The sequence below is a fragment of the Bradyrhizobium sp. AZCC 2262 genome, assembly GCF_036924535.1.
GTDB lineage: Bacteria > Pseudomonadota > Alphaproteobacteria > Rhizobiales > Xanthobacteraceae > Bradyrhizobium.
In genome coordinates this window covers 2,351,422-2,364,286 of record NZ_JAZHRT010000001.1, presented here as the reverse complement: position 1 = coordinate 2,364,286, position 12,865 = coordinate 2,351,422, and the positions used below count along the sequence as shown (strand labels likewise).

The window sequence follows — 12,865 nt, the reverse complement described above, 5'->3', positions numbered from 1 at the left end:
CAGGGCGTGGTAAGCAGCGGTGAAACATCAGAACCAACTTTCATTCATCACCGACGACCAGGCCGAGCAGATGGGCGCCGACATGGCGATCCAGTTCATGCTGATGACTTTATTTCAGGTCGTGTCGGGGATGGCGGACGACCCGCGGGGCTTTCGCTCCGACGTTCACAAGGAACTCACCGATCTTGTGGCGACGTACAAATTGCCACCGATGCCAGAGGCTACCGTGCGGAAGATTCGAGCCAGCGCCGGCAAGATCCTCGACGGCATCATGATGAGATCGTTCGAACAGAACGCGGCAAGTAAAGTATCATGATCGCCGAGAGTGAACGCCAGGATGTGCAATCTATATTCGATCACCACGAACCAGGAGGCAATCGCCGCCTTGTTCCGGCACATGAACCGGTACGTCGGCAACCTGCCGCCGATGCCCGGCGTTTTTCCGGACTATCCGGCACCGGTGATCCGCAACGTCGGCGATGCTGAAGAGATGGTTCTGATGCGCTGGGGCATGCCGCCTCCGCCGAGGACCGGTGGCCCGCCGGTGACGAATATTCGCAACACCTCCTCTCCACACTGGCGCGGTTGGCTGAAGCCGGAGAACCGCTGCCTTGTGCCCGCGAACAGCTTCGCCGAGTACGCTCCGGAGCCGAACCCGGAGACCAAGAAGAAGGACGTTGTTTGGTTCGCGCTCGACAACAACCGGCCTCTGTTCTGCTTCGCCGGTATCTGGACTGAGTTCAAGGGAGACCGCGGCACGAAGTCGAAGCCGATTCCGGGGCCTCACCTGGTCTACGGTTTCTTGACGACTTCGCCGAACGCCATCGTCGCGCCGATTCATCCGAAGGCGATGCCGGTGATCCTGACCACCGAAGAGGAGCGCGATGTATGGATGCGCGCTTCGTGGGACGAAGCGAAGGCGCTGCAGCGTCCGCTGCCCGATAACGCGTTACAGATCGTCATGCGGGGGGCCGATAAGGAAGACAAGGTGGCGGCGTAGGCGCCTTTTTGGCCGTACATCGAGCACGTGGGGACGAAGCCAAGAATTTACCACGTGCTCTAACGGCAGCTGCCGCGTAGTCGAACTTGTTGCGGTTCCAGCGGGAATCATCGAGCGTTGAATTTCAGCAGGGGAACTGATTCGTGCTCGCATCGACGGCCGCATCATATCTTGAGACGCTCAATCCTGAGCAGCGCCGAGCCGTCGAGCACGGCGTCTCCGGCAACGGTCATGTCGGACCACCACTGCTCGTCATCGCCGGCGCGGGATCTGGCAAGACGAACACCCTTGCCCACCGTGTCGCGCATCTCATCGTCAGCGGCGCTGACCCTCGTCGGATCTTACTGATGACGTTCTCGCGACGCGCCGCGTCCGAGATGTCGAAAAGGGTCGAACGGATCGCCCGCAAGGTCCTGGGTACCAATGCCGGCATCATGACCGACGCGCTAAGTTGGGCCGGCACCTTCCACGGTATCGGCGCCCGGCTGCTTCGCGAATATGCCGACCAGATCGGCCTCAATCCAGCTTTTACTATTCACGATCGCGAGGACTCGGCCGACCTGATGAATCTCGTTAGGCACGAGCGCGGGCTCTCGAAGACCGAAAGCCGTTTTCCCGCCAAGGGCACGTGCCTTTCAATCTACTCTCGCTGCGTCAACGCCGAGGCCGAACTCGAGCAAGTGCTCGGAGCGTCTTACCCCTGGTGCTCCGGCTGGTCCAATGAACTCAAGGGGCTTTTCGCGGCGTATGTCGAGGCTAAGCAGAAGCACAACGTCCTCGATTACGACGACCTTCTGTTGTACTGGGCGCAGATGATGTCTGACGTGGCTATAGCCGATGACATCGGCGGCCGCTTCGATCACGCGCTGGTCGACGAATACCAGGACACGAACCGTCTGCAATCGTCGGTCCTCCTTGCACTGAAGCCTGGAGGGCGCGGCCTCACCGTGGTCGGTGACGACGCGCAATCGATCTATTCCTTCCGAGCGGCCACCGTCCGCAACATCTTGGATTTCCCTGAGCAGTTCAGCCCGAAGGCGGAAATCGTCACCCTCGACCGCAACTATCGTTCGACACAACCGATTCTCTCCGCCGCAAACGGCGTGATTGATCTCGCCAGGGAGCGCTTCACCAAGAACCTATGGACGGAGCGCGTTTCGTCGGCAAAGCCCCGTCTAGTCGCCGTGCGCGACGAAGCTGATCAGGCGCGTTACATCGTCGAGCGCATTCTCGAAAACCGCGAGGAAGGGGCCCTTCTCAAGCAGCAGGCAGTGCTCTTCCGCACCTCCTCGCACAGTGGGCCGCTGGAGATCGAACTCACCCGTCGTAACATCCCGTTCGTGAAGTTCGGCGGCCTGAAGTTTCTCGACGCCGCGCACGTCAAGGACATGCTCGCGCTCCTGCGGTTCGTCGAGAATCCCCGCGATAGGGTCGCCGGCTTCCGGGTGATGCATCTGTTGCCGGGCATCGGTCCCGCTTCCGCGCAGCGCATCCTCGATCACATGGCGGAGGCCACCAATCCGCTCGGCGCGCTTTGTACCCTTCCATCCCCGCCCCGCGCCGGTGACGATTGGACCACCTTCGTCGAGACGATCGGAAACCTCCGATATTCAGAATGGCCATCGGACCTGGAGCGTGCCCGCCTCTGGTACGAACCACATCTCGACCGCATCCACGAAGACGCCGAGGTGCGGCGCGCCGATCTCATGCAGCTAGAGCAGATTGCAAGCGGATATCCGTCGCGTGAACGCTTCTTGACGGAATTAACGCTGGACCCGCCGGACGCGACCAGCGACCAGGCGGGCGTGCCTTTGCTGGATGAGGACTATCTGATCCTATCGACCATCCACTCGGCCAAAGGCCAGGAATGGAAGTCGGTGTACGTCCTCAACGTGGTCGACGGCTGCATGCCGTCGGACCTCGGAGCCGGCACCTCCGCCGAGCTCGATGAGGAGCGCCGCCTGCTCTACGTCGCGATGACGCGCGCAAAGGACGATCTCCATCTGGTGGTACCACAGCGCTTCTTCACACACGGCCAGCATTCAAAAGGCGACCGCCATATCTACGCATCAAGAACCCGCTTCATTCCCGAGAAACTGCTTGGACTGTTCGAGCGCACGAACTGGCCGGCAGCGTCTCCAGGCGCCGCCGCGCGCGGCCCAAGCCAAGGCCCACGTATCGACATCGGCGCCCGGATGCGAGGGATGTGGCGCTAGTCCGCTCCGCCACCCGATGGAGAACGGCACCGGACACGCTTTGGGGCGCTTGATCTGTGAGATCGCCCCGGAACGAACGAGGGGTGCGCGGATTCACCCCAGCAGGAGAACGCCCAATGCTGATGACGAAAGAGCGCCGATCTGGGATCCGGACGTTGCGCGGCTGGGCGATCTCGGTACTGCAGGAGGCGGGCGCCATCCGCGAGTGCGACGAGCACGGCTGGATGCAAGATCGCGCCGACCCGCATGCCCGCGAGCGGGCCTTCGACATAGCCCGCCGGGATCCGCCGGGCGGGCTCTCTCAGGCCGAAGCGGTCACGGAAATCGAGGACGTATTAGCCTCGATTGGCGACACCTGCCCCGAATGCCCGCCGGACTGCTAGAGAACCGACGCCAGGAGATCGGCGCCGGCCGCGGTGCTTGGCCTAGCGTCCGAGCCGCTTTTCGACCCGCTTGCGGCTATTGCCAACCTTCTTGACAGCCTTTTTGACCGCTGACGCTGACCGTCCCGTCTTCTTGGACTCGTAGTTCACCTCGTAGTTCTGCCGGCCTGCCACCCGGGCCCGGTCTTGTTTGCGCCCGCGCGCTGTCTTCTTCTTCGCTGTCGCCATTGGCTCCTCCTGATGGAAAGATAAGGTAGCAACGCAGCAAAGGATTCATGGGTTCCGGAACGATTCCAACTGTGTCAGTTTGAATCAGCTGTTGCGTGGAGTAAGCAATTGGCGTTTGAGCGTCGAAAACCGGCGGCGATTGGCGTCAAGGCCCCGCTGCCTGGCTTTATCGAGCCGGCCTTGGCGACTTCGATCGAGAAGGTGCCGTCCGGGAGGCGATGGATTCACGAGGTCAAGTTCGACGGCTACCGCGTTCAGGTCCATCTGGCTAACGAGGCTGCCAGGCTCTTTACCAGGCGGGGTCACGACTGGACGCATCGCTTCAAGAAGGTCGCCCACGATGCCTGGCGGATCAAGGCGAGCTCGGCCATCGTCGACGGCGAGATCGTCGTCCCCGCCGCCGATGGCACCACCGATTTCTCGGTGCTGCAGAACGAACTGAAGGACAACTCCAGAAAGATCGTGCTGGTCGCATTCGATCTGCTCTACCTGAATGACCGCGATCTTCGGACTGCCGTTATTCCAGAGAAAGGCCGAGCTCAAGAAAATCGTCGATGGCACCAACATCCAGTTCAGCGAAAGTTTCGAGATCGAAGGCCGAGAGATGATCGCCCACGCCTGCAAGCTCGGGCTGGAAGGTGTCGTCTCGAAGGTGCGAGATGGTCCCTATCCGCAGGGGCGTACAAGCGACTGGGTGAAGAAGACTTGTGTTCAGCGCGAGACGTTGACCATTGCGGGTTTCGCGCTCGATGAGGGAAAGGGATGGTATCTATGTCGGCCGGCGCAAAGGCGAGGATCTGCAGAAGAGGTTAAAGCCGTTGATCCGGAAGACGCAGCCTTACACCAAGCGTATTGCACACAGGGGCATCTGGGTCGAACCTAAGTTGCTCGCGGAGATCGAGTACCGTGCGAAGTCGGCGGAGGGAAAAGTCCGCCATCCCTTCTTCCGGGGTCTACGGGAGGACCTGTGATGGATGCCTACGACGGCTTCTGGCAGTGGGCGGAGAAGTCTCCGGAAAGCCTCCTGACCTTCCCGGCCGAGCTCCATCACGCTGTCATGACGCTCTCGCCAGAAGACCGGCGAGATCGCGCAAAGGTCAACGCCGCGGCAGCCGGGGCGGCACATCCTCGATCGCCACCATCGGGCTAAGATCCGCTTGTGATTTCCCCTGTCGTGCTTCGAGAGCAAGGACCCAGGGCCGCGGATTCGCAGTATACCTTGGACATGGCGTCGGATCAGGATCAGAACATTGTCGAAGTGCGAGACCGCAAGATAATCCATATCGACATGGATGCCTTCTATGCATCGGTCGAGCAGCGGGATAATCCGGACTTGCGCGGCAAGCCGGTCGCCGTGGGCGGGTCCAAGGAGCGCGGCGTCGTCGCCGCTGCGAGCTATGAGGCGCGCAAGTTCGGAGTTCGGTCGGCGATGCCGTCGGTGACGGCCAAGCGGCAATGCCCGGAGTTGATCTTTGTGAAGCCGCGCTTTGAGGTCTACAAGGACATCTCTCGCCACATCCGCACGATCTTCGCGGAGCACACGGAAATCATCGAGCCATTGTCGCTTGATGAGGCCTACCTGGACGTCACCGAGAACATCCAAGGCATCCCGATCGCAACAGAGATCGCCACCCTGATCAGGGCGAAAATCCTTAGTGAGACTGGACTGACCGCATCTGCAGGCATCTCCTACAACAAATTCCTGGCCAAGCTTGCCTCAGACCAGCGCAAGCCGAACGGACAGTTCGTGATCACGCCGAAGATGGGTCCGAGCTTCGTTCAGGATCTGGCCGTTGGTAAATTTCACGGGATCGGCCCGGCGACGAGCGCCAAGATGAATGGTTTCGGGATCTTCACCGGCATGGATATGCGTAACCAGACGCTTGAGTTCATGACCGCCAATTTCGGGAAAGCTGGGGCGTACTATTACTCGATTTCGCGCGGCATTGACGATCGTCCTGTCCGGCCGAACCGGGTTCGAAAATCCGTCGGCGCCGAGACAACGTTTTCGCTGGACTTGCTGGACTATGAAGCGTTGGCGGCGGAATTGCAGCCGCTGATCGAGAAGGTTTGGCGTCACTGCGAAACCACTGGGGCGCGGGGCCGAACCGCAACGCTCAAGATCAAGTTTTCCGATTTCGAGTTGATCACCCGCAGCAGGTCCGTGGCTATCATCGACAGTGCGGACAATCTCTCCGGCGTGGCTCTCGACCTTCTGAAGCAGTTGATGCCGCCAACGAAGGCGATAAGGCTGATCGGCATCTCCGTTTCAGGGTTTGCCGACTCCGAACCGGATGATCAATTACCGCTCATGTTCGATGAATCTGACGTTCAGGGATGACTTCTTCGGCTCGAACTTGTTGTCCCTCATCGGATCGGGCAATGGACCGGCCGAAGCGCAGCGGAGGTGCGAAGATGGCACCCGCTTTCGGGGCAGTGATAACGACGCCGGAACGGCGGGCCCTGACAGCGAGTGCAGTTGCGAGACCGGTTAACAAGGCACCCGCGCGACGGGCAGTGATAGCGACGCCGCAAAGCGGCGGGCCCTTCTCGCGAGTGCCTCCGGCGAGCAACTCAAAATGAGCGCGAGGATCGAAGCCGCCAGGCCGAGACCCTCTTGGGGCTCGGTTCATATGTGGACGGCCCCCGACTTGCAAGGATTGGCTCGGGCAGCATGCTCGGATCGCTTGCGCTCATATGTCCGGCCTGTTTTCGGGTCTTGCGACCACTGGCCAAGATGGGCTTCGCGGACAGTGAGATCCAAACACGAGAGCGGCATTCGCTGCCGGTAAACCGATCGGAGCACCTCACATGACCGGCTCGCGCCGAACGTACCACCTCTTCCTATCCTGCAAGTTCCGGCCTCAGCGTCAAACCTGCCGGACTGGCGCCAAGCTCTGCATTTCGTTCGAGTCTATGCCGGCGTCGGCATCGGCATGGCGCTAACAGGCCGATACAGCCCGCCGCTGACCATCAGTTTCCAGGCGATCCGTGCCAGCTTGTTTGCCAACGCTATGGCCACCAGCTTCGGCGGCTTGCGCGCGATCATGTCTTTCAGCCAGGGCCAAGAGCGACTCCCGCGTCGTCGCATATCTGCGATCACAGCGGTCGCGCCAGCCACCAAAACGGCTCGTAACATGCCGTCGCCGGCGCGGGTGATCACGCCGAGCCGATTCTTTCCGGCCGTCGAGTGATTCTTTGGCGTCAGGCCAAGCCAAGCGGCAAAGTTTCTTGCCGACTTGAACCCGCGTGCATCCACGACCTTGATTGACAGCAGCGTCGCGCCGATCGGACCCACCCCCGGAATAGTCGCCAGTCGTCGGCTCATCTCGTTACTCCGGTGCAGCTGCATGAGCTTCTTGTCGAGTTTGGCGATCTTGACCATCGACGCGCGCCAGTTCTGTCGCCAATGCTTCCACCAACTCCATCGCCAAATCGGGGACTGTCGCATCAGCCCGAATATCGACCAGCAATTGCTGAAGCCGCGAAAGCCCCCTGGGCGCGGTGAAGCCGAACTCTGCGGCGTATCCGCGGATCGAATTGGCGAGCTGGGTGCGCCTACCGATGAACTGGGTGCGCACGCGCGTCAGCATCTGTGCGCCCTGCTGCTCGGGACTTTTTATCGGCACAAAGTTCTTGCGCAGTTTCGGCCGACTCGCCGCCTCGCAAATCGCCTCTGCATCCGCAGCGTCGGATTTCCCGCGCTGCACATACGGCTTGACATATTGCGGCGGGATCATCGCCACCTCATGCCCGAGTGATCGCAGCTCCCGCGCCCAATAGTGCGATGCTCCGCAAGCTTCCAGCGCGACAAGCGCAGGCGGCAAACGACTAAAGAACGCCAGAACCTGGCCGCGCCTCAACTTGCGCCGCAAAACCGGCTGCTCGTTCTCGTCAACGCCATGCAACTGAAATACGCTCTTTGACGTGTCCAAACCGATGCGAACGATCGTTTCCACGGGCGGCTCCTTCGTTTGAGGTCATCGACGACCCCATCTTGCCACGCAGACCGGCGGAAGGGGGCCGTCCACCCCAACACGAGAGCCCGGTGCGGCGCTTGCCGCACGCGCCGACGCAGTGAAAGACCTAACAGACCGTTTGAAAACGGGGCGGCGGTTTGAGGCGGTCCATGATTCAAGCTTCTGATGTGGACAGTAGCGAATCCGCCGGTGTTGGGGGCACCTCAAGCGTCCCTCTAGACTAGGCGACACGTTGTAGATTGGAACGACACCCTGGAGATTGGAAACATGGCGCTCAAGCGGATGGACAACGTAGGAATCGTCGTCGAAGACCTCGGAGGGACGATTGATTTCTTTCGCGAGCTCGGCCTCGAGCTCGAGGGACGGGCCACGATCGAAGGCGAATGGGCCGGACGTGTCACTGGACTGGGCGATCAGCGTGTCGAGATTGCCATGATGCGCACACCGGACGGCCACAGCCGGCTCGAGCTCTCCCGCTTCCTCACGCCGCCTGTCGTCGCAGATCACCGGAACGCCTCGGTCAACGCCCTGGGCTACCTCCGCGTCATGTTCGCCGTGGACGACATCGACGAGACGCTTGAAAGGCTCCGCACGCGCGGCGCGCAGCTCGTAGGCGAAGTAGTCCAGTATAAAGACGCGTATCGGCTCTGCTACATCCGTGGGCCTGAAGGGCTTCTCATTGGACTCGCCCAAGAACTCAGCTGAGCGCAATACGAAGACAGACGGCGAAGAGTGACCAATGCGAGCACGTCCGAGGCCGACCCGCCCGTTCGAGGTCCATCCTTCCACGGTCGGCCGCGTTCTCGCTAAGCATGATTGGGTCGTCAACCCCGGGCCGGGTCGCCCGCGAAAGCCGCCGTCAGCAGCCTAATCGAACTTGGTGCAGGGGACCCCACGAGAATGGGCTGGCATTTTTCACAGCGGTCTTAGAAGGGGAAAACCTTCGTCCTTTGCTGACTGGGAATCTCAGCCTTGTGTTAGCAGCCGGAACGGACGACGGGCCATCGGATTCATTGTATTCGGAGTTATCTCAATGCCGATGACCAGTGATCGAAGGCCGACAACACGAACGCTTCGCGGATGGGCAATCCACGTGCTCCAGGAAGCAGGCGCCATCCGCGAGTGCGAGGAGCACGGTTGGATGCAGGATCGCGCCGATCCGCATGCGCGGGAACGGGCCTTCGATATTGCTCGCCAAGATCTGCCACCAGGTGTCTCCCCTGATGAAGCCGCGGTGGAGGTCCGCGAGGTTCTAGAATCGATCGGCGATACCTGCCCAGAATGCCCCCCTAACTAAGGGCAAGTGCCGCGGTTACCGCTAACTAACCCCGCGCGCGCCGCAGCGCAGCTTCCAATCGATCCTTCTCCTTACGCCAGCGGGCATCTTCCGTTTGCGATCTCTTCTCGAGGGCCTCGACCTCGGCCTGGATGGCGGCGGCCCGCTTCGCGTGCTCCTGCTCGGCCTTGTCCAACGCAGCCTGCGCCTTGTCGACCGCCTGCTGACGGCGTTCACGCTCCTTCTGCCTGGCGGCCTCTTCCCTCGCCCGTTCAAGATCGCGGCGCCTCTGTTCCCGTTCGTAGTCGAAAGCGGCCTTTCGCTCCGCAGCCTTATCGAGGGGGCGAGAGGGAGGCTTCTTCGCGTTAGGGCCTTTCGACTTGCGGGCGGCTTTTGTTGGGCCGCCGCCGCCAAGATTGGTGGGCAGCTCGGCATGTTCGTTGAAAGACCCGTCGGATCCGACCGGGCGCCTGAGAACGACGCCGGGCTTTGCCATGGTCGCGGCGATGACGTCCGGATCGTGGCACTCCTTTGCCACGCCCTGATGGAAGAGGTTGCTGTCTGCGCCCCACGCTTCCAGAGCCGCTTTCATGGAGGGAGCTGCCATGGCTAGATCGTAGAAGCCCAGCGAAGTCTGGTAGGTCTTCAGTTTTCTCGCCATGACACGCACCCTGCCCACCGACGCGACCGTACGATCCGTCGTTCCGTCTACCTTGCAAGCAGGGAGTTCCCAAAGCGAGCGCACAGCCCAGCCGGGCCGGGATATATCTCAACACATCCGCCTTGCCTCAGCGAGCTCTCGGTGAACCCGCCGCAAAGCACGCCGATGGTCGCGATGCCAGCCCTTCCCGCTGCTTCGGCATCGTAGGGCGTATCACCGATCGCGATGGCATCGGCGCCGTCGACCTTGAGCTTTTTGAGAACGATCTCAAAGATGTCCGGAGCCGGCTTCGATTCCTCGGCGTCGTCGGAAGAAGTCGTCAGGTCCACCAGGTGAGTAATGCCCGCGATGTTGAGGTACTCATCGACTTCATCCTCCTTGGCCGAGGAAGCAACCGCGATCCGAAGTCCAGCGTCGCGAACGCGTCGCAGCAGGTCCGGCACCGCCGAGAAGGGACGCACAAGCGGCAGATATTCGGTCTTGAAACGATTGCCGCGCCACTCTTCCAATTCATTGCCGTGGTCTCGCTGTTCGTCAGCGGACAGGAAGACGGGAATGAGCTTGTCTCCCCCCTTGCCGATCTGGCCTCTCACCTGTTCGAAACTCACATCGTGGCCGAACTTGAGCATGGCTTCCTGCCATGCCAGCGCGTGGAGATCCACCGAGTCCAGAAGCGTGCCGTCCAGATCGAAGATAGCGGCTTTTGGCAACTCACAGTCCTCCATGGTCGGAGCGAGCTAGTTTCGCATACCAGTCGGCATAAAGCGTGTTCTTCACCATGTGCCGGTTGAGATCCGGTGAGCCGTCGTCCCACCACACCGGACCGCGCTCGCCGAGCGCCTGCTTGACCTCGTCCACGGCCCTATGCGCCGTTGCTTCGGCCTCCGGATCGGCCGCTTTCTTGGCGTCGCGTACCGCCCGCCGGGCCGTCATCAGCCGGCCGACGAGATCGGCTCGCTTGACCTCGTCGAGACTGGGTTTCGCCATCCGCCAGAGCCTACCGCGGACGACGAATTAGCGGCCGTCCGGCGTCACCGGATGCTTCACGATACGCTCAAGCCGACTTTCGCTGAGGTTTGGCCGCCGGCTTCTTCGACGCGGCCTCCTTCGCTGGCTTCTTGCCAGCGATCGGCATAAGCATTTCCTTCTGCCCGGCCGCCGCCTTGCGCGGCTTCTTAGCTGACTTCTTCGGCGCTTCTGTCGCGGCTGCCGCGCCTCCTCCAATGCTTTTGCGCAGCGCGTCCATCAGGTCGACCACGTTCTCACCGCGCGGCCGCTCCTTCGCGGTGATCGGCTTACCAGCGCGCTTCTGGTTGATGAGATCGATGAGGGCGGTTTCGTACTGGTCTTCGAACTTGTCCGGCTCGAAATGACCTGCCTTCTGATTGACGATGTGCCTGGCAAGATCGAGCATGTCCTTGGTGACTTTGACGTCCCTGAATATCGTCGAAATACTCGTTCGCAGAACGCACCTCGTAAGGATAGCGCAGCAGCGTTCCCATCAGGCCTTTGTCCATGGGCTCGAGGGCGATGATGTGCTCACGGTTGGTCAGCACCACCCGTCCGATGGCGACCTTGTTCATCTCACGGATGGTTTCGCGGATGACGGCAAAGGCGTCGTGGCCAACTTTCCCGTCGGGCACCAAGTAGTAGGGACGGATCAGATACCTCGGGTCGATCTCGCTGCGGTCGACGAACTCGTCGATCTCGATGGTTCGCGTCGATTCCAGCGCGACGTTCTCGAGTTCCTCCTTCGTCACCTCGATGACGGTGTCGGTGTCGACCTTGTAGCCCTTGACGATGTCCTCGTTGGCGACCTCCTCGCCGGTATCCGCGTCTACCTTGGCGTACTTGATCCGGTGGCCGGTCTTCCGGTTGAGCTGGTTGAACGAGACCTTTTCGGATTCCGACGTGGCCGGATAGAGCGCGACCGAACAGGTGACGAGGGAAAGACGCAGGAAGCCTTTCCAGTTCGCGCGGGGGACCATGGCGGGGGAACTCCATTACTGATGCCGGATTCAAGACGAATGGCCCGGCTTGGTTCCGACATCGCGACCCTTCCAACAGGACGATTTTTTCACGAGCGAGCTTGAGCGGACTCGACTTTTGTTCTCTTTATGTTCTAATTCAGGATGACCGATCGACCCGCGAGCTGGCGCATGCCGACCCAAAAGCAGATGGAAAAACTGGCCGCTGAAGCCGCCCTTCGGCCGGGCCCCTCCGCTGCGGCTCCCGACGCGCCCCTCCCGGCTGGATACTGGGAATCGGTACTTAAAGGCCCTCGCGCCGGCGCGACCGGGACCCAGCTGCGACAGCGACGTCTGTCGGAAATTCAGCGCCACGTGCTGCGCATCTCCTGCCGTCGCTGCGAGCGGACCGTGGGAATCCAGACCGCCGATGCAGTCCGATTATATGGCCGCAACGCGGTCTGGAAGGACGTGGCGCAGCGGCTGCTCGACAACACCTGCCAGCAGCGCACTGGCAGGCATGAAGAAGACGGGTGCTGGCCGGCGTTCGAGACGCCGTAACCCGCTCCGGATCGCCGATCCGATCTCTTTGCGCTTGGATGTCCGGATGGCTCCGAAGTATCACCCTACGCCCCTGTCGGGCGGCGATCGCAAGGCTCTGGCGAACGAGCTCGGCAAGGCACGCGCGATGGCCAACATTCTTGCCGCCCCATCGGCGGAGATGCGGGCCAAGGGCGAGGCGATGATCCAGCAAGCTGACAGGCTGCTTTGCGAAAGCTGGAACGAGCGGATGTGGAGCGACGGCGAACCGATCGATCCGTCGCCCACCATCGACCAGGCCGTGAATGGAGAACATAAAAATATCTACCGCCGCCGCATGGGCGCTTTTTGCAGCCGCCGACAAAGTGGAGGAAGACACGGCGGCGCGCTTGACCGTCCAGCAAGTTACCAAGCGAAACGAAGGTGTATCCGTGGCCGTTGCGTTGGCTATCGGGGCCTGCGCACGGCAGGATCGTGTCGTTGAAACTGCACAGGCACTGAGCGTCCTGCCAAAACGACGGGCCCTTATCGTGCCTCTCTTGGTAGGCGCGTGTAAACAAGAATCGACGCTCGTTACAGCGGTCGCGAAGTTTCTCCCTCTGGACCGAGAAGCC

The 12,865-nt window shown here is 61.3% G+C and carries 14 protein-coding genes and 3 pseudogenes; 11 read left to right on the top strand and 6 right to left on the bottom strand.

The window, feature by feature from the left end:
• The first annotated feature begins 19 nt into the window (after positions 1-19).
• The 4 genes from V1283_RS11060 (at position 20) to V1283_RS11045 (ending at position 3,599) form a co-directional block, all read left to right on the top strand.
• Positions 20-316, top strand: coding sequence for a hypothetical protein (locus V1283_RS11060; protein WP_334386508.1), 297 nt, complete (start codon positions 20-22; stop codon positions 314-316).
• 21 nt (positions 317-337) lie between these two features.
• Complete coding sequence (locus V1283_RS11055; protein WP_334393028.1) at positions 338-1,000, top strand: SOS response-associated peptidase; 663 nt, start codon at positions 338-340, stop codon at positions 998-1,000.
• Between the two features lie 143 nt (positions 1,001-1,143).
• Positions 1,144-3,216, top strand: a complete 2,073-nt coding sequence (locus V1283_RS11050; protein ID WP_334386507.1) for an ATP-dependent helicase — start codon at positions 1,144-1,146, stop codon at positions 3,214-3,216.
• Positions 3,217-3,332: 116 nt separating this feature from the next.
• Positions 3,333-3,599 carry a hypothetical protein gene (locus V1283_RS11045; protein ID WP_334386506.1) on the top strand — a complete coding sequence of 89 codons (267 nt, stop codon included), beginning with the start codon at positions 3,333-3,335 and terminating at the stop codon, positions 3,597-3,599.
• Positions 3,600-3,641: 42 nt separating this feature from the next.
• Here the strand turns inward: V1283_RS11045 and V1283_RS11040 are convergent, their stop codons facing one another.
• Entirely contained in the window at positions 3,642-3,827 is a 186-nt protein-coding gene (locus V1283_RS11040; RefSeq protein ID WP_334386505.1) for a DUF3606 domain-containing protein, read from the bottom strand.
• A 108-nt stretch (positions 3,828-3,935) separates the two neighbouring features.
• Between V1283_RS11040 and V1283_RS11035 the strand changes: the two are divergent.
• The 3 genes and pseudogenes from V1283_RS11035 (at position 3,936) to dinB (ending at position 6,168) form a co-directional block, all read left to right on the top strand.
• Positions 3,936-4,798 (top strand): annotated as a pseudogene (locus tag V1283_RS11035) (ATP-dependent DNA ligase).
• Positions 4,798-4,977, top strand: a complete 180-nt coding sequence (locus V1283_RS11030; RefSeq protein ID WP_334386504.1) for a hypothetical protein — start codon at positions 4,798-4,800, stop codon at positions 4,975-4,977. The pseudogene V1283_RS11035 and the gene V1283_RS11030 overlap by 1 nt, the downstream one beginning before the upstream one ends.
• Before the next feature lie 75 nt (positions 4,978-5,052).
• On the top strand, positions 5,053-6,168 hold the full coding sequence (gene dinB / locus V1283_RS11025; RefSeq protein WP_334386503.1) for a DNA polymerase IV: 1,116 nt from the start codon (positions 5,053-5,055) through the stop codon (positions 6,166-6,168).
• Between the two features lie 573 nt (positions 6,169-6,741).
• Here dinB and V1283_RS11020 read toward each other — a convergent pair.
• Positions 6,742-7,786 (bottom strand): annotated as a pseudogene (locus tag V1283_RS11020) (IS110 family transposase).
• Positions 7,787-8,074: 288 nt separating this feature from the next.
• Here V1283_RS11020 and V1283_RS11015 point away from each other — a divergent pair.
• Positions 8,075-8,512 carry a VOC family protein gene (locus tag V1283_RS11015; RefSeq protein WP_334386502.1) on the top strand — a complete coding sequence of 146 codons (438 nt, stop codon included), beginning with the start codon at positions 8,075-8,077 and terminating at the stop codon, positions 8,510-8,512.
• Between the two features lie 328 nt (positions 8,513-8,840).
• Positions 8,841-9,104 carry a hypothetical protein gene (locus tag V1283_RS11010; protein ID WP_334386501.1) on the top strand — a complete coding sequence of 88 codons (264 nt, stop codon included), beginning with the start codon at positions 8,841-8,843 and terminating at the stop codon, positions 9,102-9,104.
• A 25-nt stretch (positions 9,105-9,129) separates the two neighbouring features.
• On the opposite strand, the gene V1283_RS11005 is transcribed toward V1283_RS11010, so the two are convergent.
• The 4 genes and pseudogenes from V1283_RS11005 to ku all read right to left on the bottom strand — a co-directional run bounded on the left by V1283_RS11005 (position 9,130) and on the right by ku (position 11,732).
• Positions 9,130-9,744 carry a cell envelope biogenesis protein TolA gene (locus tag V1283_RS11005; protein WP_334386500.1) on the bottom strand — a complete coding sequence of 205 codons (615 nt, stop codon included), beginning with the start codon at positions 9,742-9,744 and terminating at the stop codon, positions 9,130-9,132.
• 47 nt (positions 9,745-9,791) lie between these two features.
• Positions 9,792-10,469, bottom strand: coding sequence for an HAD family hydrolase (locus V1283_RS11000; RefSeq protein ID WP_334386499.1), 678 nt, complete (start codon positions 10,467-10,469; stop codon positions 9,792-9,794).
• Positions 10,456-10,731: a hypothetical protein gene (locus V1283_RS10995; RefSeq protein ID WP_334386498.1), complete on the bottom strand. Its 276-nt coding sequence runs from the start codon at positions 10,729-10,731 to the stop codon at positions 10,456-10,458. Before V1283_RS10995 ends, V1283_RS11000 begins: the two co-directional genes overlap by 14 nt.
• A gap of 67 nt (positions 10,732-10,798) precedes the next feature.
• Positions 10,799-11,732 (bottom strand): annotated as a pseudogene (gene ku / locus V1283_RS10990) (non-homologous end joining protein Ku).
• 144 nt (positions 11,733-11,876) lie between these two features.
• Here ku and V1283_RS10985 point away from each other — a divergent pair.
• Positions 11,877-12,272 carry a hypothetical protein gene (locus V1283_RS10985; protein WP_334386497.1) on the top strand — a complete coding sequence of 132 codons (396 nt, stop codon included), beginning with the start codon at positions 11,877-11,879 and terminating at the stop codon, positions 12,270-12,272.
• Between the two features lie 46 nt (positions 12,273-12,318).
• The gene (locus V1283_RS10980; protein ID WP_334386496.1) at positions 12,319-12,735 is read left to right on the top strand and encodes a hypothetical protein; all 417 of its coding nucleotides are present in this window, start codon (positions 12,319-12,321) and stop codon (positions 12,733-12,735) included.
• Positions 12,736-12,865: the final 130 nt, after the last annotated feature.